The following is a 19493-nucleotide window of genomic DNA, read 5'->3' on the forward strand; positions in this document are numbered from 1 at the left end:
AAAGACGCACGGTTGAGATCACGTGTCGGTCTACGTTAATGCTTCAGCATTTACGCAGAACCCGCACTATGTGTGTTGTGCCTGAAACAACGCAACCCCAATTCAGCAGCACCCTCTTTACGCTTCTTCCCGATTGGCTGTGGCGCGAACACAAAGCGCGACGCAGCAACCCGTCATGCCTGATGACCATAGCGAGCTGGTCCCACCCCTTCCCATCCCGAACAGGACCGTGAAACAGCTCCACGCCGATGATAGTGCGGATTGCCCGTGTGAAAGTAGGTAATCGTCAGGCTCCTTATGCTGTAACGTCCAGAACCCCGGTGTCTCCGAAAGAGAACCGGGGTTCTGGCGTTTGGGCGCATTAAAATCGCAGCTCGTCAATTCAAGGCGCCAGCCAGGTTCCGCGCCATTCCCCTTCTTCAAACACCAGACTGGCGCGCCTATGCCCTGCGGGATTCAGATCGAGGTAGTCAATGCTCGATACGGTCACATCAATCAGACAGAAGTTTTCGAATCCCGCCGATGAGTTGGGATCCTCGGCGAGCGTCGTTGCATGCGCTTCGGCGGGAGACGCAACCGGTGTCGCGGGCGCAAGCGGCGTGCGATAGACGATCAACGTCCGAGGTCTGCTCGAGTCCCAGACAGCTCTCGTATCCGAGGGCGTCTCGACGATTCTCGCAACGCCGTGCAGCCTTATCTGGATGCCGCCGTCGAGATCGCAGCCGACGAGCGATACGCGCCGGTCGCGCCGCAATTCAGACACCTTTGTAGACCGCACGTCGGTATGAAACATGACTGAGCGCCGCTCGCGAGAGACACGGCGCAACACGACCGTCCGCACGGCAGGCGCACCGTCCAGCGCAATCGTCGCGACCTGCAGCATCGTGAAGGGCGAGCGCTCATTGCCCGCGTTTGCGCCCGCGTTCAGGCGTGCCCAGACCTCGTCGACGATCTGATCCATATCTGCCGCGCTACAGAGCACGCACGATGCCGCCGTCGACACGGATGGTTTGCCCCGTGATGTACCCCGCGGCATCCGACAACAGGAACGCGACCGTTTGTGCGATCTCCTGTGTCTTCCCGAATCGGCCAACCGGAATGCGGGCAACAATCTCGGGCGTTTCGGGCCAGCTGTCGATAAACCCCGGCAGCACGGAGTTGATTCGAATATTGTCCTTCGCGTAGCGGTCGGCATAAAGGCGCGTGAACGAACTCAACGCGGCGCGCAGCGCGGAAGAAACGGGCATGGCCTGCTCGGGCGCATCGGCGGCGAAGCTCGAGATATTCACCACCGCGCCGCCGCGTTGCTCGAGAAACGCAGGGGTCACGCGACGCAACACGCGAGCGACGTTGAGCAGGATGAGATCGAGCCCGAGGTGCCACTGTTCGTCTGTAACAGAAAGCAGATCCCCCTTCGGCGGATGCCCCGTGTTGTTCACCACAGCGTCGATGCGGCCATATTTTTCGAGCGTTTCGCGGACGAACCGGTCGATACAGTCCGGCTCGGTCACCGAGCCGGTAAAGCCGAATCCGCCAAGCTCTCTCGCCAGTTCGGCCGCACTGCCGGAGGGTGACATCAAGGCCAGACGGTAGCCGCTGGCTGCCAGTTCGCGCGCGATCGCCGCGCCCATACCCTTGCCGGCCGCCGTGACGAGTGCGACTTTTTCTACTGCCATCGTGCTCTCTCCTTGAATTGGATTCAGCGCGTCAGAACTGCGCCGTATGGGAAATCGTCCAGAAACTGTATGGCGTTATGATTGGATTGTCGAATGATGTTTCTTATAGTCTGACAATAAAATTCTTCAGGTCCGATGGCGTGGATATCGCGGTGCGGCTCGGCAAGCCGCCGTTCGCGAAAGGCCTCGTCAGCGACCCGCTATTTCCGCTGCAGGTATTCGGCGTAGCCAGCCCGCAACTGCTCAAGCCCGATCGCCCGGTGCGCACGATCTCGGACCTGCAAAACTATGTGCTGCTCCACGACTCTCATGATCTGTGGCCGGAATTTTTCAACGCCCTCGGTTGCACATATGATGTGGGCGAGCTGAAAGGGCCGCACTTCAGTCAATCGTCGCTCGCCATCGATGCCGCCATTGCGGGGCAGGGCATTGCACACACGAGCGAACATCTCGTCGAGCGCGATATAAGCGCGTTGAACCGGGCATTCGCAGTCAGCAAGTTCTGCGCCACCATCCGCATTGCAGTGCAGCGCCTCGCCGTGAGGCAGCGCGTGCGCACGCATTCATCGTTCGATCACCTTGCCGGTGCATAATGACTGAACCGCCGATGCAGTCGATGACTATCCGCCAAGGAGTTCGTCATGCTAGCGAGGAACGAAGAATTCGTCGCCCATCTGCTCTCCGACGTCATGGAATTTGCGCGGGCGCGCTTGCCCGAGCCGACGTTCCAGACCGTCGAGCCTTTCCTGCGGCACTACTACGATTTCGCCGACGCGGAGGATCTGCGCAGCCGCAGCATCGCCGACCTCTACGGCGCCGCCATGGCGCACTGGCGAACCGCGCAGCGCTATGTACCGGGCAGCGAGCGCATGCAGGTCTACAACCCGATCCTCGAACAGCACGGTTGGCATTCGGACCATACGGTCATCGAAATCGTGAACGACGACATGCCATTTCTCGTCGATTCGGTTTCCATGGCCGTCAACCGTCTGGGGCTCGCGCTGCATTCCGCGCTGCACCCCGTATTCCGGATCTGGCGCGGCAAGGACGGGACGATCGAGCGTGTAGACGAAGGCGGTGCTAGCGCCGGCGACGGGCAATCACAACTCGCCTCGTTCATCCATTTCGAAGTAGACCGCTGCGGCGATGCAGCAAAGCTCGACGAATTGCGCAGCGACATCGCCAAGGTGCTTGGCGACGTGCGGGCGTCGGTAGAAGATTGGCCGAACCTGCTCGAGGCCGCGCGCACCACCATCAAGACGATGAAAGCGCGCGAAACGAGCGCAGAGGACATCGAAGCGCGCGCGTTTCTCGAATGGATGGTGGCCGACCATTTCACTTTCCTCGGCCAGCGCGATTATGCGCTGGTCGCGCATGACGGCGGCTACGCCCTGCGTGGCGTGGAAGGCTCGGGCCTCGGCATTCTGCGCGAATCGCTGCGCGCGCCGGGCACGCCGGACATCACGCCGTTGCCGCCCGCGGCCGTCGACATCATCAGCGGCGCATGGCCCATTTTCCTGACGAAAGCGAACTCGCGTGCCACCGTACACCGGCCAGGCTATCTGGACTACGTTGGGGTGAAGCTAGTCGGCGCGGATGGCAAGGTGTGCGGCGAGCGCCGCTTCGTCGGCCTCTACACCTCGACCGCCTATATGGTCTCCACCGCCGAAATCCCGATCGTGCGGCGCAAATGCGCGAATATCGTGCAGCGCGCGGGCTTTCTGCCGAAAGGCCATCTCGGCAAATCGCTGGTGACGGTGCTGGAAACCTATCCGCGGGATGAACTGCTGCAGGCGAGCGAAGACGAGCTTTTCGACATCGCGCTCGGTGTGCTGCGCTTGCAGGAACACCAGCGCACGCGGCTATTCGTGCGGCGCGACCGCTTCAACCGCTTCGTTTCCTGCCTCGTATACGTCTCGCGCGACAAGTACAACACCGATCTGCGGCGGCGGATTGCAAACCTGCTCGTGGACGCCTTCAACGGCGTTTCCGTGGAGTTCACGCCGCTGCTTTCGGAGTCGGCAATCGCACGGATTCATTTCGTCGTGCACGCCGAACCCGGCTCGATGCCCGAAGTCGACACGCACGAACTCGAAGCGCGGCTCGTGCAGGTCACGCGCCGCTGGCAGGACGATCTGGCCGATGCGTTGCTCGACGCATTCGGCGAAGAGCAGGGCACGAGTCTCTTGCATCGCTACGCCGATTCGTTCCCGCCGGGCTATCGCGACGATTATCCGGCGCGCACGGCGGTACGCGATATCGAGCTGATCGAGCGCGTGCAGGGAACGCAGCGCATCGCGATGAATCTGTACCGGCCTATCGAGGCGGGCCCACGTACGTTCCGCTTCAAGGTTTATTGCACGGGCGAAGCGATCGCGCTCTCGCGCAGCCTGCCGATGCTGGAACACCTCGGCGTGCGTGTGGATGAAGAGCGGCCCTATGTGATCGAGGCGCCTTCTTGCGCGCCTGCTTGGGTCCACGATTTCGGCCTCGAACTCGCGGACGACGCCGAATTTGACATCGAGCGCGTTAAGGGCCTGTTCGAAGACGCATTCGAAAGCGTCTGGAACGCACGCATCGAAAATGACGATTTCAACCGGCTCGTGCTGCGCGCCTATCTGAGCGCGCGCGAAGTGACGATCCTGCGTGCCTATGCGAAGTACCTTCGCCAGGTGGGTTCGACATTCAGCGACGCCTATATCGAGCGTGCGCTAACCGGCAATCCGGCGATCGCCCGGCAGTTCGTCGAACTGTTCGTACTCCGGTTCGATCCGCGCGATTCACAGGCACGGGAAGAGCGCACGGCACTCATGCTCAAGGCCATTGATAGCGCGCTCGACCAGGTGCCCAATCTCGACGAAGACCGCATCCTGCGGCAGTTCCTCGGCGTGATCAATGCGACGGTGCGCACCAACTATTTCCGCCGCGAAGCCAATGGCGCAGAGCGGCCCTCGCTCTCGTTCAAATTCGACCCTTCGAAAGTGCCTGGCCTGCCGGAACCCAAGCCCATGTTCGAGATCTGGGTTTATTCGCCGCGCGTGGAGGGTGTGCACTTGCGCGGCGGGCGTGTCGCTCGTGGCGGCCTGCGCTGGTCGGATCGCCGCGAAGACTTCCGCACCGAAGTGCTGGGCCTCATGAAAGCCCAGATGGTGAAGAACGTCGTGATCGTGCCGGTGGGATCGAAGGGCGGCTTTGTCGTGAAGAACCCGCCGCCGGCGAGCGACCGCGAAGCATGGATGCGCGAGGGCGTGGCGTGCTATCAGACCTTCCTGCGCGGCCTGCTCGATCTCACCGACAATCTCGTGAACAACGCGATCGTGTCGCCGCCCGATGTCGTGCGCCACGATCCCGACGACCCCTACCTCGTCGTGGCCGCCGACAAGGGCACCGCCACGTTCTCCGACTACGCGAACGCGATATCCGCCGAATACGGATTCTGGCTCGACGATGCATTTGCCTCGGGCGGGTCCGTGGGCTACGACCACAAAAAGATGGCGATCACGGCACGCGGCGCGTGGGAGTCGGTCAAGCGGCATTTCCGCGAAATGGGCGTGGATACGCAGGCCACCGATTTCACCGTGGTCGGCGTTGGCGACATGTCGGGCGACGTATTCGGCAACGGGATGCTGCTCTCGCCGCATATCAAGCTCGTCGCAGCTTTCGATCACCGCCATATTTTCCTCGACCCGAATCCCGATCCGGCCGTGAGCCTTGCCGAGCGCGCGCGGCTCTTCGCGCTCGAACGCTCGAGCTGGGCCGACTACGACCCGGCTACGATATCGGCGGGCGGCGGCGTGTTCGCACGCACCATGAAGACGATCCCGCTTTCGGCGGCGGTGCGCACGGCACTCGGCATCGAGGCGGCGGCGCTTTCGCCAACCGAGTTGATTCGCGCGATCCTGCTGGCGAAGGTCGACCTGCTCTATAACGGCGGCATTGGCACTTATGTGAAATCCGCGCGCGAGACCAACGCACAAGTCGGCGACAAAGCCAACGACGCGGTGCGCGTGAACGGCTCGGAACTGCGCTGCAAGGTCGTGGGCGAGGGCGGCAATCTCGGCGTCACGCAGCTCGGGCGCATCGAATTCGCGCAGCATGGCGGCCACATCAACACGGATGCGATCGATAACTCGGCAGGTGTAGATTGTTCGGACCACGAAGTCAACATCAAGATCCTGCTCGGACTCGTGGTGGCCGACGGCGAGATGACGACGAAACAGCGCAACGCGTTGCTCGCGGAGATGACCGACGAAGTCGGACTGCTGGTGCTGAGCGACAACTACTACCAGACTCAGGCGCTTTCGATCGCGGGCCGCTACGCCGTGGAGCTGCTCGATGCCGAATCGCGCCTCATGCGCTGGCTCGAACGCGCAGGACGTCTGAATCGCCATATCGAATTCCTGCCGACCGACGATGAAATCGCCGAACGCCAGGCCGCGAAACTCGGGCTCACGTCGCCGGAGCGCGCCGTGCTGCTCGCCTACAGCAAGATGTGGCTCTACGACGCGCTGCTCGATTCATCGGTGCCGGAAGACCCGCTCGTCGCGGACTTGCTGATCGACTACTTCCCGCAGCCACTGCAGCAGCGCTTTAGCGAACCCATGCATCGGCATCCGCTGCGGCGTGAAATTCTGGCGACGCATTTGACGAACGCGCTCGTGAACCGCGTGGGCTGCGCATTCGTGCACCGTTTGATGGAGGAAACCGACGCGCAGCCCGGCGAAATCGTGCGCGCGTGCATCATGGCGCGCGACGTATTTGGTCTGAACGATATCTGGCGCGCCATCGACGCGCTCGACAACCGCGTGCCCGACGACGTGCAGGCGCGCATGTTCGTCGACATCGCACGGCTGCTCGAACGCGCGGCGCTATGGTTCCTGCGGCATCTGCAGGCAGGCTCGGTGGACAACGATGGTGTGAGCACGCTGCTGGCACGCTGCCGCGACGCCGCTCAGCGCCTCGCGCCGCAATTGCCGACGCTGCTGCCCGACCCGGATCTCGAAGCGCTTTCGGCACGCCAGGGAGAACTCGTGAAGGCGGGCGTCGAAAATGCGCTCGCGCTGCGCGTGGCGAGTGGAGATATTTCGGTAGCATTGCTGGACATCGCGGATGTAGCGGCGGCGTGCGACCGTCCTCTTGAGCGCGTTGCGGCGGCGTACTTCGCTTTGGGTACGCGGCTCAATTACAGCTGGATTGGCGAGCGTGCGGCGACGCTGCCTACGCCGACGCATTGGGACACCATGGCGCGCGCGGCTGCGCTCGCCGAGGTGGCGCACCTCAAGCGCGCGCTCACCACGAGCGTGCTTGCACAAGGCTCCGAAACCGCGGACGCACAAACGCTCGTCGACGCATGGTGCGCTCAGCACGAGGCGGCGCTCGAGCGTTATGGGCAGTTGCTTACGGAACTGCGTGCTTCGAGCGGCGTGAGTCTTTCTGTGCTGCTCGTGATCGTGAGGGCGATGGCGGCGCTCGAAAGGACTTGAAGACTCGAACGATGACGGCGGTGCAAGCGGCTTACGCGGCGGCCGCTTCGGTCACCGCCTGCGTGCTCGCCACGGCCGCCGCATGCTCGCGAATCAGACGATAGACCGTCTCGCCGGGCACCGTCTCCGCCTCGAGCAACTGATCGGCGATCGCGCGCAGCACCGGCTCGTTCGCACGCAGCAACGCGAAGCACGCGTCGTTGAGTTCGTGCAGCAGTGCGTTCGCGTGCTCGATCGCGCTCTTCAACTGCAAGCCCGCGACCTGCTGCGGCAGCGCCGCGAGGCTGAACAGATTGCCATCCGCATTGAAGCCGTGCTTCGACACCATGTCGAGGCTGATGCGCGAGGCCTCCTGCAAATCCTGCGCCGCGCCGCTCGACGCTTCGCCGAACATGAGCAGTTCCGCGTTGCGCCCGCCCAGCAGCACCTGGATTTCGTTACGCATTTCCGTTTCGCGATACAGGTACTTGTCCTGCATTTTCGTGATCAGCGCCACGCCCAACGCGCCGCCACGCGGCAAAATCGTCACTTCTTCGAGCACGCCGGTGCCGAGGAGGGCGGCGACGAGTCCATGTCCTGCTTCATGGATCGCAATGCGTGTGCGTTCGTCGTCCGAAAGCGCGCGCTCCGCGCCGTTGACGTCGCCAATGCGTGCAATCTTGATGGCCTCGAGAAAATGCACCGCGGCCACTTGCCGCTTGCCGGCCTTGCGCGCGACGAGACCCGCTTGATTCACGATCATCGAGAGCGTGGCCGGGGAAAGGCCCGTGGTCAGCCGCGCGAGCTGGTTGAAATCGAGATCGTTGGCTTTCGACTTCAGATTGCCGGCGTAGAAGCGCAGAATTTCTGCGCGATCCTCGAGGTCGGGCAAACGCACCTGCACCGTGCGGTCGAAGCGGCCAGGGCGGCGCAGCGCTTCGTCGAGATTGTCCGGGTGATTGGTCGCCGCGACGATGATCACGCCTTCGTTCGACGCGAACCCGTCCATCTCCGCGAGCAGCTGGTTGATGATGCGGTTGCTTTCCGCTTCGACCGGGCCGCCGCCCGTATCGGTGCGCTTGCCCAGGCCGTCCGCCTCGTCGATGAAGATGACCGTCGGCGCGTTCTTGCGCGCGAGCTCGAACAGGCGCTTGACCTTCTGAATGCCCACACCGTAATACTTCGCGCTGAAATAGCTGCCCGTGATGGCGATGAAATTCGCGCCGCATTCGCCTGCAAGCGCCTGCGCGAGACGCGTCTTGCCGACGCCCGGGCCGCCTGTCATGAGCACGCCGCATGGCGCGCGCACGCCCATGCCCGTGAACTGCGCGGGCTCGGTGAGCCACGCGCGCACGTCGGCGAGCGCGGCTTTCGCTTCGCCTGCGCCGATCACGTCGTCGAAGCGCAAAGTCGGCGATTCGCCGAGCAATTGCGCGCCGCCGCCCATTTCGCGGCGCATGAACCACAGCAGGCCGCCTAGCATCAGCACGGGGAGTAGCAGACTGAACGCGTCGCGCACACGGTCGAGGGCTTCTGTCCAGCGCTCGGCGCCGATGCGCACATCGGCGTGCGGCAGCCAGACGAGTTGCCAGGGCGGCGCCGCGCCCGGTTTCAGATCGCCGAGCAGCAGGGCGTTCGCGAACGCGCCATTGTGATCGGCCACATAATACTTTTCGCCCTTGATCGTCGAGACGAGAATTGCTTCGCGGCTCACGCCAATTGCGGCGACATCGCGGTCGCGAATATCGCGCAGCAATTCCGAGGCATCCTTCTCGCGCTTCGTCCATGGCGATGCGTCATGCCGCATCTCGCTGGCGACACCCGTAAGCGCAGCCGGCTGGGACTGCGCAAGATTCGCTTGATGGCGCCAGTAGAAAAAGCCAGACGCCGCCGCGAGCGCCGCCGCGCATACACCCAACGCCGCGTATCGGCCAAAGCGTGACCACCGCGAATTCCTTGCCGGTTTCATGAATCCTTTCCTGCCTGGCGCCGCCGTGACGACGCCAGATAATCTATCGTGGGACTGGAGGCGCTCGAACGTCTCGCCTTGCGTAGTCCATGGATAGTCAGGAATACGAAAACGACCCTTTTAATCGCGCTGCTCCAATAGGATTATGCCTGCGTTAGGCGGCCCGCGAAAAAGGGGATTGACGGATAAATACCTTTTAATCCGGTGGTTTAGCCTGGCTGCGTGGTTTCTTAGGGGCGCGAACGGCGATGTGCCCCCTGTTTGGCGTGCTTTGCCAAGCGGGTCGGACCGCGATCAGAATAAAGATAAATGGGGCGAGCGTCGCTATTCGTTCGCTCGCTGCGCAACGTGGGCTATCCGGTCCCGCACAACACCGATCGCCTGCTTGAGCGCGTAGACGTCCTGAAAATAGCGGTACGGAATGCGTATCCGGCTCGCGTTTGCGTCGATGTTTTCGATTTCTTCACTCCATTGCGCGATCTGAGAGGGGCTCGGCTCGCTGTTGCTCCACACTTCGTCTTCGAGTGCCTTGATTTCGCGGTACCAGACGACGAGCCGTTTTTTCATCCGTGCTTCGAGCAACCGCGGCAATGCCTGAAGCAAGCCAATCAGGAGCGCCGCGAACGGCACGAGGATCAACAGCCGTCGTTCGATCACGCTCGCGAGCCAGAACGGCAGATAGCGGTACAGGAACGGCTGGCCGGATTTGAAGTAGCGGACGCTTTCGTCGGAGAGCGGGAATTCTTCCGTCTTCAGGTTAGGGAAGGTGCCGAGCGGCGTGAAGTAATCTTCGCCACCGTGAACGGAGTGAGCCGCGTCGAGCAGCAGATAGACGAGCGCCGGATGCAGCGTGTCTTTCGAGACCAGCAGCGCCGTTGCCGCGAGCAGCGTGACGTCGGTGCGCGGCAGATCATCGGCGACACTCGTCGACGCGCGTGGCAAGACGATCTTCGAAAGAGATGGGAACTTCTGAACCAGCGCGTCTGCCTGGGCGAAACTCATCAGTTTGAGATCGCTGTTCAGCAGGATCTTCTGCATCTCGGCGTCGGGCCGGCCGATGAAGAAAGCCGCGTCGATCTGACCGCTTTCGAGCCCTTGATACGCTGCCGGCGCATCCATTTGCAGCAGGGTGGAGTTCTGGCTCGTGATGCCGCTGTAGCCGAGCAATACCTGCGCGACATTGAGCAGGCCACTGCCGGGCACGCCCGTCGAAATCTTCTTGCCACGAAGCTGCGACAGCCGGTCGACCGTCGTGTCGCCGCGATAGAACACCCAGATCGGTTCGTACGACACGGCAGCGATCGTCTGCAGACCGTCGGTCTCCTTCGGGTTGGTGGTACCCGACTGGATGAAACCGACTTCATAGGCGCTGTTCGGGTCTCTCAACCGCTCATAATTCTCCACCGCGCCGGAAGAACTGCGGATATCGAGCTTGATGCCCGCACGCTTCAGGATGGGCGCATAGCGATCCGCAAAGCCACGATAGATGCCGTTGTCAGCGCCGCTGGTCATGACGATGGTGCGTTGGAACGCGGGTGCGGCCACGATCGCCACCACCCAGCCAAACGCAGCCAACAAAATGATTACGCCGACGATCAGGAAGCGCCGCCTCGCCCTGGTCATGGGTGCTGTCTGGCTGCGATGCAGTGCCGGATTGTGTCGGGGCATCGTTATGTACGCCTCCAGGATGCAACGCAGCAAGGATCGCGGTGCGTCGTGGCTCGCTCTGATCGTTATGCTGAGCTTATTGCCGTTGCCGCTCGGGGTGAGTATGCCACGGCGAGGGAATCTGCCTTCGCATCGAGGACGCAGCGGTCTCTGGCAGGCTCGCCGGTGTACCCTTCCTGTCTGATGATCGGTAATCGCGGATCAAAGATATAGGTCGTAGTGCAAATTAATATTGGAAGCGATGGATTCGCCTTTTTACTTGACATACCTTCATGGCGTTTACTTGGCTCCGTCACATCGACCCACCGAGCCAAGGCGCGACGCCAAAGGCTGACCGGATCGATTCGCGCTGAAATTTCCCGCGCGGCGCCTGAGCTGGCATCCCCTTTGCCGATCAGTCGCCGCCGTCGCCTGAAGCGTCGATCGCGTTCAACAAATGACGCAGTGCATGGCCTGCAGCGACGGACTCTTCCGGATCGAGCATCGCCGTCAGCGCGTTCAGCCGGCCGACCCGCTCGTCCAGTGCACGATCGATGCACGCCAGGCCTTCTTCCGTCAGTTCCACTTCGAGCCGCCGGCGGTCATTCGGATCGGGCAGACGGCGCACCAGGCCCTTGTCTTCCAGCCGGTCCAGCAGCACGGTCATCGTGCCGGTCGTAAGGATGGCGATGCGGCTCAGGTCCGACGGGGATGCCGTTTTGGGGTAGCGCCGACGCAGCGCCGCCAGCACCTGGAACTGGCCCGAGGTGATGCCGTGCGCCTGGGAAAGCTTGATCAGCTCTCGCTCCAGCACGCCGCCCAGACGGATCACTCTGATCAGCATGTCGGCGTGTTGCAGATCCAGGTCGGGGCGCGCCGTACGCCATTCGGCGAGAAATTGGTCCACATAGTCAAGGGTAGTCATACGCGAATTTTACTTGGCTCCAAATAACTTCGCAATTGATTGCTTGACATCAAGATACTCGATGACTAGTATTCGCTCATGGTCTGACCGGGGACAACAACCGGCCGACATCAGAAAGACAATGAAATGGGCGAGACACGACATGGCTTTTGATTCCTCGTGCGGGTTTCCTGGGCAACCGGGCGATAGCGCCGCAATCTCTGGCGGCTCGGTTCGAGCGGCCTTTGACGCAACATCGGACCGCTATCCGGCGCATCCTTTTCTCCACATTCCCGCGCAAGCAACGGCGGGGTACGGGAGGCAAGCGGTGGACTGGGAATACGGCGAAGCAGCCCTTCGCGTGCAGGCGCTGGAGGCCGATTTCCGCGAAGCTGGCCTGACGCGCGGCCATCGCGTCGCCGTGATGCTCGACAACCGCGCCGAGTTCTTCCTGTGCTGGCTGGCGCTCAACGGCATCGGCGTGTCGATCGTGCCGCTCAACGCAGAGCACAGCGCTGCGGAGATGGCGCATGTGCTGCGCGACAGCGCGGCCGTGATGGTGGTCACGCTGGAAGGACGAAGGGCGGCACTGGAACCCGCACTGCACGTCGCACTGGCCGGCACCGACAGGGCATTGCCGCCGGTTTGCTGCCTCGGCGACGACGCGCCCCGGGTGCCGGTGCTGCCCGGCACGTTCGCAGCCAGCACGGACGAGTGTGCGTTGGTCTATACCTCGGGCAGCACGGGTTTGCCGAAGGGCTGCATGCTCTCGAATGCCTACATGCTGGCGTTCGGCCGCTGGTACCTGTCGCTCGGCGGCCTGTGCACGATCGAGCCCGGTGCCGAACGCCTGATCACCCCGTTGCCGCTGGTGCATATGAACGCGCTGGCCTGCTCGTCGATGGCGATGATCCTGAGCGGTGGTTGCATCATTCAGCTTGACCGTTTCCACCCCGGCACCTGGGCGCAGACCGTCGCTCAGAGCGGCGCCACCATCGTGCATTACCTCGGCGTGATGCCGGCCATCCTGCTGCAGTTCCCGCCCCAGCCCGGCGACCGCGCGCACGCAGTGAAGTTCGGCTTCGGCGCTGGCGTGCATCCGAAACACCAGGCGGCGTTCGAGGCGCGCTTCGGCTTTCCGCTGGTGGAGTCGTGGTCGATGACCGAAGTCGGCGCGGGAGCGGCGGTGGCGGCCAACGTCGAGCCGCGCCATGCCGGCAGCCGTTGCTTCGGCCGACCGTCGGGGCACATGGAATACCGGATCGTCGACGACGCAGGTGTTGACGTGCCGCCCGGTAGCTCGGGCGAACTGTGGGTGCGCGCCGCCGGTCCGGACCCCCGGGCGGGTTTCTTCTCGGGCTACGCCAACCAGCCAGAGTTGACCGAAGCCGCATGGGCTGGCGATTACTTCCATACCGGGGACATCGTGCGCGCGGGTAGCGACGGCGCCCTGCACTTCGTCGACCGCAAGAAGAGCATCATCCGGCGCAGCGGCGAGAACATCGCCTCGCTCGAAGTCGAGGCCGTGCTCAATCAGTTGCCCGTTGTGCGCAACGTCGGCGTTGGACCCGTCGAAGACGAGACGCGGGGTGAGGAGGTCATGGCGTGCGTCGAGCTTGCCGCCGGCCACGCGCCTTCGCACGAGGTGGCGCTGCAAATATTCGAGGCTGCGGCGCAGCGGCTCGCTTACTACAAGCTCCCGGGCTACATCGCGTTCGTGTCCGCGCTTCCGCTGACTGCTTCCCAGAAGCTGCAGCGTGGGGTGCTGCGCGAAATCATGCGCCGCCTGGCTAGCGAGGGCGCCGCATTCGACCTGCGCGCCCTGAAGAAACGCTCCGCCGCGCATCCGGCGGGCAACGCCTGAGCGGCCGCCGGAGTCTCCCATGGCAATCCAACCCGAAGACGCGCAAGCCGTGCTGGCGGTACCCGTCACGACAGGCTACGCACGCTACAGCACCGAGCCAGCGGACTGGTATGTCGCGCAATGCCTGCGTGAACTGTTGGCTGGCGCCGGCTTGTCGAAAGACAGTATTGACGGCCTCGCCGTCTCCAGCTTCACGCTGGCACCCGACCCTGTGGCCAGCCTGTCGCGGTCGCTCGGGCTGTCGTTGCGTTGGCTGGAATCCGTACCTTTCGGCGGCGCCAGCGGTGTGATCGCGCTGCGCCGCGCGGCACGGGCGGTGGAGGCTGGCGATGCGGAAGTCGTGGCCTGCATAGGCGCCGATGCCAACCCGCGCGATGGTTTTGCCGGGCTGGCCAGTCGCTTCTCCTGGGCGGCCATCGACGCGGTGTATCCCTACGGAGCGGCGGGTCCGAACATGCCGTTCGCGCACCTGACCCGGCGCTATATGGATGCCACCGGCGCCACGCGAGCCGACTTCGGCCGCCTTTGCGTCTCGCAGCGCGCCAATGCCAGTGCCGTCGCGCACGCGCTGTTGCGCGATCCCATTTCGCTCGAGGCGTACCTCGACGCCCGGCCAATCGCCGAGCCGCTCCACAAGCTGGATGTCGTGATGCCGTGTGCGGGTGCGGAGGGCTTTCTGGTGATGCAGCGGCGGCGGGCCCTCCATCTCGGCCTGCCGTACGCCCGTATCCGGTCGATGGTCGAGCGCCACAACGCCTACGCCGACGATGAAGCCATCTTGCGAGGCGGCTGGGCCCAGGAGTGCAGCCGCCTCTATCGCGAGGCCGGCGTCGGCTGCGGGGACATCGATGTGCTGGCGACTTACGACGACTACCCCGCGGTAGTGTTTCTGCAACTGGAAGGGCTCGGCTTTTGCCCGCCCGGCGCCGCTGCCGCTCTCATTCAGTCACACGATCTGAGTTTCCGCGGCGACTTTCCGCACAACACAAGCGGCGGCCAGCTCGGCTGCGGACAGGCCGGTGCGGCCGGCGGCTATCTGGGGCTGGTGGAAGTCTTGCGGCAGGTCACTGCGCAGGCCGGCGCCAATCAGGTACGCGCTGCCCGCATCGGGCTCGCCAGCGGCTACGGCATGGCCGTGTACGACCGCTGCCTCGCCACCGGCGCCGCGATCATCGAAGGGGTCACGCCATGAGCCACGACGCTTCCTTTGCGCAGTGCCGCTCGCTTGCCTGGCACAGCATGGCGGAGTCCACGCCGCCGGGCGGCCTCGCACTGCCGTGCTGCGCGCAGTGCGGCCACCAGTTCTATCCGCCGCAACGCTATTGCCCGCGTTGCCTGCACGGGCACATCGACTACGTGGCCGACAACGGCGCGGCCGTCGTGCTATCGGTGACGCGCCTGCACCACACACTGGAGCCAGCCTTCGTCAGTTTGCTGCCTTTACATGTGGCGGCCGTTCGCACGGATTCCAGTAGAAGCTACCCGGCATCAGCACCACATTCGTGGCCGTGTATTCGTAGCGACCCTGCAGGCAGAACATGAACTGGTTCGATGCATGCGAGTGCGGCACGGGAATCGACACGCCCTTCTCGAACCGGATCAGCGCGATGGAAGCGCCGGTGGCGTCGTCGCGCCACAGCATTTTCTCGTAGAGGCCCGGCAGGGATTTGGGGCGCCACGGCATGTCTTCGCTATTTAGGAGTACTTCTTCTATCGGGGGAATGGACGAGGTGAAACTCGACGGGTTCACGATGTTGTCTCCGGTTTGTTTCTGGTGGTTTGGATGAAGTGAGGTTAAGAGGCCTCAGAGCGCCAGAGAAGCGGCCAGGCTCCCCCCGCCACAGACGAAGAGGTTCTGCCCCGTGATCCAGCCATTTGCGGGATCGGCAAAGAAGAGCACCGCGCGTGCTACGTCGTCCGGGCGGCCGAGGCGCTGGAGCGGCAGTGAAGCGGCCAGGGCGCGCGCGCGTTCGCCATGCTCCGGGATATCGCGAATCAGCATGCCGGTGACGATGGGCCCGGGCGACACCGTATTGACCGTGATGCCGGACGGCCCGGATTCCAGCGCCCAGGTGCGGGTCATCGCGGCCAGCGCGGCCTTGCTCGCGCCATAGGCGGTGCGTCCGGCCAGGCCCACGATCGCGCGCGACGCCACATTGACGATGCGGCCGAAGCGCTGTGCCTTCATGTGCGGCAGGCAGGCCTGCGCCAGCTTCATTGCGCAGCGCACGTGCAGCGTCATCATCAGGTCGAACTCGGCATCGTCTACGTCTTCGAGCAGGGTGTTGCGCACCGCGCCGGCGTTGTTGACGAGGATGTCGGCCTGCTCTGCCTGAGCGAGCGCCGCCAGTGTGCGAATCCCGCACATACTGGAACAGGTTCGACGCCAGCGCATGTCGTCCCGGGCCGAAGCTGTCCCGGTAACCCGCCTCGCGCATGCGCCAGGCGCCGAAACCGATGTCGTCGATCCCGCCCATCTGGAAGCTGGCATGCTGGAAGCCGCGGTGCGTACTGGCGATCAGCCCGAAACAGTGGTGGTCGATCCGCACTATCCGCAGCAGCCGAGCTGGTACACGGATGAGCGCGATGCCCACTGACCACAAGGGTGCCGCCATGTCCGGCATTCCCACGCCCTCGAGCCATTGCGAAACCCAACGGCCACTTCTCGCAGGCCACCACCATCGAGGCCAGCGGCAAGCTGGTCTTCATCTCCGGCATGACGGCGCGCCGGACGGCCCGGAGTTTTCCGTCACTCGCGCTCAAGGGATCGCCGCAGACGCTGCGTGTGATCAAGCCGCTGGGCGTGGACCGTACGCTGGTCGAGGTCTGGGCGCTGGCACCCAAAGGAGCGCCGCAGGTGCTACTGGAGCGCACGCTGACCTACAACCGGCTGACGTTCTCGCCGATGTCGGTGGTGGCACATGACGACATCCATATTTTCGAGGGCGTCCAGAGATCGCTAGCCGCCCAGGGCAATCCATGGATCAGCCTGCATCGTGAGTACCGCGACGGCGAACAGCTGGAGCCGGAGGTGAGCGGCACTAACGAACTGCTGATGCGCAACCAGTTCCGCGCGTGGGCGACGCTGATGACGGCGGATGCGAAAGGAGCATCGGCATGACTGGCTCCGACGCAACGATCGAACTGGTGGTCGACGAAGTGATTCCGCTGACCGGCACCATCACCGAGTTCCGTCTGCGGGATCCGGCGGGCAGGGCGCTGCCGGGGTACACCGCGGGCGCCCATCTGCGCGTGCGGGTCGCGCCTGGCGGCACCGCGGACTGGCGGCATTACTCGTTGATCAACGGCACGGTGGGCGCCACGCTGGCGCCTGAGGTCTACCGCATCGCCGTGCGGCGCGAAGACAATGGTCTGGGCGGCTCTCGCTGGATGCACACCATGCTGAAGCCTGGCAGCCGGTTGCTGACCAGCCAGCCGCGCAACGCCTTTGTGCTCGACGTGGATGCCGAAGACGCCGTGCTGATTGCCGGTGGCATCGGGGTCACGCCCATTGTGTCGATGGCGGCCGCGTTGGCGGGCGCCGGGCGGCGCTACCGCGTGCACTACAGCGCCCGCGACACCCGCCAGCTAGCATTTGCGCAGGAACTGCGCGGCATCGCCGGCGCGCACCTATCGCTTTACGCCGACGAGGGCGTACTGCCGGTGCTGGATATCGCGGCACTGTTGCAAGGCTTGCGTCCCGGCCAGCCCCTCTACGTCTGTGGCCCGGCGGGGATGATCGACGCGGTGCTGGCCCAGGCGTACGCGCGCGGGTGGGCTCGTGAGGACATTCATTTCGAGCGGTTTGCCGCGCCGCCTGCCGCGGCGTCCGACACCGGCTTTGAAGTCGAGCTGCGCCAGTCGGGTCGCACGCTCAAGGTGGCGGCCGGGGAATCGATTCTTGACGCCATGCTGGAGGCGGGCCTCGACCCGCTTTACGACTGCAAGCGCGGTGAATGCGGGCTGTGCCGGACGACGGTGCTGGAAGGGGCACTCGATCACCGCGACTATTGCCTCAGTGAGTCGGAACGGCAGGCAGGCAATGTGATGCAAATCTGCGTGTCGCGCGCCGGCTGCGGGCGGCTGGTGCTCGATGCATGAAGGGGAGCGAGAACATCATGGGTCAATACCGGGACAATCCGGAAGCCCTGCGCCGACTGGTGCAGGACGAGCAGGTCCATCGGGACGTCTATCTCGATGAGGAGGTCTTCGCGCTGGAAATGGAGCGGCTCTGGTCACGGGCGTGGGTGTACGTCGGTCACGACAGCCAGGTGCCGCAAGCCGGCGACTTCATCACGGCGGACATCGCGGGGCAGCCCGTCATCATGGTGCGGCAGCCCGATGGCACGGTGAAAGTCCTGCGCAACCGGTGCGCACACAAGGGCGCCCGGCTAGTTTCGCAGGCCAGCGGGAATGTCGGTCGCTTCTTCCGTTGCCCGTATCACGCGTGGACGTACAAGACGGATGGCGCGCTGCTGTCGATACCGCTGCGGCGAGGCTACGAGGGCACCAGCCTGGATGCCTGCCCCGCGAGCCAGGGCATGGGGGCGTTGCGGCACGTGGCGAGCTATCGCGGTTTTGTGTTTGCCCGCCTGGCTGACGACGGTCCGGAGTTTCACGCGTACTTTGGCGAGGCGCTGACGTCCATCGACAACATGGCCGATCGCGCGCCGGAGGGCGAGCTTGAAGTCGCGGGGGGCGTACTGCGCTACACCCACGACTGCAACTGGAAGATGTTCATCGAGAACCTGAACGACACCATGCACCCCATGGTGGCGCACGAGTCGTCTGCGGGCACGGCAAGACAGCTGTGGGCCGGCAAGCCGCAAGACGAGCCCCTGCCGATGGCGATCGAACAGCTGGTGCCCTTCACATCGGGCTATGCGTTCTCCGACGAGATGGGCGTGAGGGTGTTCGCCAACGGGCACAGTTACACGGGAGTCGGCACGGTGTCATTGCATGCCAATTATGTCCGCATGCCCGAATACGAGGAGCGCATGGCCGAGGTCTATGGTGTGACACGTGCCGCGGAGATCCTCGCAACGGTGCGGCACAACACCGTCTTCTATCCGAGCCTGACCATCAAGGGCGCCATTCAGGCGATCCGCGTAGTGCGGCCGGTGGCGCCCGGCAAGACGATCGTGGAATCGTGGACTTTCCGCCCCAAGGGTGCGCCGGAGGACCTGTTGCGCCGTACGCTGATGTACACGCGACTGATCAACTCGCCGATGTCCGTAGTCGGCCACGACGACCTGCACGCCTACCGCGCGATGCAGGAAGGGTTGCGTGCGGGCGGCAATGAGTGGGTGAGCCTGCACCGCAACTTCGATGCCTCCGAAGTCGGGCAGGAGGACACCACCGCCAACGGCACCAGCGAAATCTCCATGCGCAATCAGTTCCGCGCATGGGCCCGATACATGTCACCGGAAATCCAGTCAGGAGATAAAACAAAATGAGCCAGCCCCAACTCACGACGCCGCCCGCGCGGGATGACCTGATCGCCTTCGTCTATGAAGAAGCACGGCTGATCGACGACAAACGCTTCGACGATTGGCTCGCGCTCTTCGCGGACGACGGCCGCTACTGGATTCCGCTCGTGCCGGGCCAGCAGGATGGCATTAACCACGCGTCGCTGATGTACGAAGACCGCCTGCTGCTTCAACTGCGCATCGAGCGCATGCGCAGCCCGCGTGCTTTCTCCCTGCAGCCGGAAAGCCGTTGCCTGCACGTGCTGCAGTGTCCGGAAGTGGTGGCGCAGGACCACGAGAGCGGTACGTACCTCACGCGCACCCGCTACATCTACGTGGAGACTCGCGGCGAGGAACAGCAGGTTTATGCCTGTACGGCCGAGCACACCCTTGTGCTGCGCGACGGCATGCTGAAGGTGCGGCAGAAACGGGTCAACCTGCTGAACTGCGACGCCGCATTGCCCTCGGTCCAGCTTTTTATGTAGAGCTACCGGCGGCGCGCG

At 63.8% G+C, this 19493-nt stretch carries 16 protein-coding genes and 1 rRNA gene; 10 read left to right on the plus strand and 7 right to left on the minus strand.

The window, feature by feature from the left end:
• Positions 1–178: 178 nt before the first annotated feature.
• Positions 179–292: ribosomal RNA gene (rrf, locus tag ACOJB8_RS04770) — 5S ribosomal RNA — on the plus strand.
• A gap of 90 nt (positions 293–382) precedes the next feature.
• Here the strand turns inward: rrf and ACOJB8_RS04775 are convergent.
• Positions 383–961, minus strand: coding sequence for a pyridoxamine 5'-phosphate oxidase family protein (locus tag ACOJB8_RS04775; RefSeq protein WP_069267305.1), 579 nt, complete (start codon positions 959–961; stop codon positions 383–385).
• Positions 962–971: 10 nt separating this feature from the next.
• Positions 972–1676 (minus strand): SDR family oxidoreductase, encoded by a 705-nt coding sequence (locus ACOJB8_RS04780; protein ID WP_475011241.1) that lies wholly within the window; start codon positions 1674–1676, stop codon positions 972–974.
• Between ACOJB8_RS04780 and ACOJB8_RS04785 the strand changes: the two genes are divergently transcribed.
• Positions 1655–2269 carry a LysR substrate-binding domain-containing protein gene (locus ACOJB8_RS04785; protein WP_475011243.1) on the plus strand — a complete coding sequence of 205 codons (615 nt, stop codon included), beginning with the start codon at positions 1655–1657 and terminating at the stop codon, positions 2267–2269. The genes ACOJB8_RS04780 and ACOJB8_RS04785 overlap by 22 nt on opposite strands.
• A 48-nt stretch (positions 2270–2317) precedes the next feature.
• Positions 2318–7159 (plus strand): NAD-glutamate dehydrogenase, encoded by a 4842-nt coding sequence (locus ACOJB8_RS04790; protein ID WP_475011244.1) that lies wholly within the window; start codon positions 2318–2320, stop codon positions 7157–7159.
• A gap of 31 nt (positions 7160–7190) precedes the next feature.
• Here ACOJB8_RS04790 and ACOJB8_RS04795 read toward each other — a convergent pair whose 3' ends face one another.
• The 3 genes from ACOJB8_RS04795 to ACOJB8_RS04805 all read right to left on the minus strand — a co-directional run bounded on the left by ACOJB8_RS04795 (position 7191) and on the right by ACOJB8_RS04805 (position 11679).
• Positions 7191–9107, minus strand: coding sequence for an AAA family ATPase (locus ACOJB8_RS04795; protein WP_475011246.1), 1917 nt, complete (start codon positions 9105–9107; stop codon positions 7191–7193).
• Between the two features lie 324 nt (positions 9108–9431).
• Positions 9432–10730, minus strand: coding sequence for a TAXI family TRAP transporter solute-binding subunit (locus ACOJB8_RS04800; RefSeq protein ID WP_069267300.1), 1299 nt, complete (start codon positions 10728–10730; stop codon positions 9432–9434).
• Between the two features lie 439 nt (positions 10731–11169).
• Positions 11170–11679, minus strand: a complete 510-nt coding sequence (locus ACOJB8_RS04805) for a MarR family winged helix-turn-helix transcriptional regulator (RefSeq protein WP_342949964.1) — start codon at positions 11677–11679, stop codon at positions 11170–11172.
• Between the two features lie 142 nt (positions 11680–11821).
• Here ACOJB8_RS04805 and ACOJB8_RS04810 point away from each other — a divergent pair, with 142 nt between their 5' ends.
• The gene (locus ACOJB8_RS04810) at positions 11822–13522 is read left to right on the plus strand and encodes an AMP-binding protein (RefSeq protein ID WP_475011633.1); all 1701 of its coding nucleotides are present in this window, start codon (positions 11822–11824) and stop codon (positions 13520–13522) included.
• 19 nt (positions 13523–13541) lie between these two features.
• Complete coding sequence (locus ACOJB8_RS04815; protein ID WP_475011248.1) at positions 13542–14714, plus strand: thiolase family protein; 1173 nt, start codon at positions 13542–13544, stop codon at positions 14712–14714.
• Between the two features lie 234 nt (positions 14715–14948).
• On the opposite strand, the gene ACOJB8_RS04820 is transcribed toward ACOJB8_RS04815, so the two are convergent.
• Complete coding sequence (locus ACOJB8_RS04820) at positions 14949–15272, minus strand: cupin domain-containing protein (protein WP_475011249.1); 324 nt, start codon at positions 15270–15272, stop codon at positions 14949–14951.
• Between the two features lie 54 nt (positions 15273–15326).
• Positions 15327–15890 carry an SDR family NAD(P)-dependent oxidoreductase gene (locus ACOJB8_RS04825; RefSeq protein WP_475011251.1) on the minus strand — a complete coding sequence of 188 codons (564 nt, stop codon included), beginning with the start codon at positions 15888–15890 and terminating at the stop codon, positions 15327–15329.
• A 25-nt stretch (positions 15891–15915) separates the two neighbouring features.
• Between ACOJB8_RS04825 and ACOJB8_RS04830 the strand changes: the two genes are divergently transcribed.
• Genes ACOJB8_RS04830 through ACOJB8_RS04850 form a run of 5 tightly spaced genes read left to right on the plus strand, consistent with a single transcriptional unit; the run spans position 15916 to position 19475 of the window.
• A complete protein-coding gene (locus ACOJB8_RS04830; RefSeq protein ID WP_475011253.1) occupies positions 15916–16119 on the plus strand; it encodes a hypothetical protein in 204 nt (67 codons plus the stop codon).
• Between the two features lie 8 nt (positions 16120–16127).
• Positions 16128–16643, plus strand: coding sequence for an SRPBCC family protein (locus tag ACOJB8_RS04835; protein ID WP_475011255.1), 516 nt, complete (start codon positions 16128–16130; stop codon positions 16641–16643).
• On the plus strand, positions 16640–17623 hold the full coding sequence (locus tag ACOJB8_RS04840) for a PDR/VanB family oxidoreductase (protein WP_368729423.1): 984 nt from the start codon (positions 16640–16642) through the stop codon (positions 17621–17623). The genes ACOJB8_RS04835 and ACOJB8_RS04840 overlap by 4 nt, the downstream gene beginning before the upstream one ends.
• 17 nt (positions 17624–17640) lie before the next feature.
• Positions 17641–18978 carry an aromatic ring-hydroxylating dioxygenase subunit alpha gene (locus ACOJB8_RS04845; protein ID WP_368729443.1) on the plus strand — a complete coding sequence of 446 codons (1338 nt, stop codon included), beginning with the start codon at positions 17641–17643 and terminating at the stop codon, positions 18976–18978.
• Complete coding sequence (locus ACOJB8_RS04850; RefSeq protein WP_342949974.1) at positions 18975–19475, plus strand: aromatic-ring-hydroxylating dioxygenase subunit beta; 501 nt, start codon at positions 18975–18977, stop codon at positions 19473–19475. Before ACOJB8_RS04845 ends, ACOJB8_RS04850 begins: the two co-directional genes overlap by 4 nt.
• Positions 19476–19493: the final 18 nt, after the last annotated feature.

This window comes from Paraburkholderia sp. BR10141 (assembly GCF_056155635.1).

Coding starts and splice junctions, on each gene's coding strand:
- ACOJB8_RS04775 (WP_069267305.1), bottom strand. CDS start 961: ATGGATCAGATCGTCGACGAGGTCTGGGCACGCCTGAACGCGGGCGCA.
- ACOJB8_RS04780 (WP_475011241.1), bottom strand. CDS start 1,676: ATGGCAGTAGAAAAAGTCGCACTCGTCACGGCGGCCGGCAAGGGTATG.
- ACOJB8_RS04790 (WP_475011244.1), top strand. CDS start 2,318: ATGCTAGCGAGGAACGAAGAATTCGTCGCCCATCTGCTCTCCGACGTC.
- ACOJB8_RS04795 (WP_475011246.1), bottom strand. CDS start 9,107: ATGAAACCGGCAAGGAATTCGCGGTGGTCACGCTTTGGCCGATACGCG.
- ACOJB8_RS04800 (WP_069267300.1), bottom strand. CDS start 10,730: ATGACCAGGGCGAGGCGGCGCTTCCTGATCGTCGGCGTAATCATTTTG.
- ACOJB8_RS04805 (WP_342949964.1), bottom strand. CDS start 11,679: ATGACTACCCTTGACTATGTGGACCAATTTCTCGCCGAATGGCGTACG.
- ACOJB8_RS04810 (WP_475011633.1), top strand. CDS start 11,822: ATGGCTTTTGATTCCTCGTGCGGGTTTCCTGGGCAACCGGGCGATAGC.
- ACOJB8_RS04815 (WP_475011248.1), top strand. CDS start 13,542: ATGGCAATCCAACCCGAAGACGCGCAAGCCGTGCTGGCGGTACCCGTC.
- ACOJB8_RS04825 (WP_475011251.1), bottom strand. CDS start 15,890: ATGTGCGGGATTCGCACACTGGCGGCGCTCGCTCAGGCAGAGCAGGCC.
- ACOJB8_RS04830 (WP_475011253.1), top strand. CDS start 15,916: ATGTCGTCCCGGGCCGAAGCTGTCCCGGTAACCCGCCTCGCGCATGCG.
- ACOJB8_RS04840 (WP_368729423.1), top strand. CDS start 16,640: ATGACTGGCTCCGACGCAACGATCGAACTGGTGGTCGACGAAGTGATT.
- ACOJB8_RS04845 (WP_368729443.1), top strand. CDS start 17,641: ATGGGTCAATACCGGGACAATCCGGAAGCCCTGCGCCGACTGGTGCAG.
- ACOJB8_RS04850 (WP_342949974.1), top strand. CDS start 18,975: ATGAGCCAGCCCCAACTCACGACGCCGCCCGCGCGGGATGACCTGATC.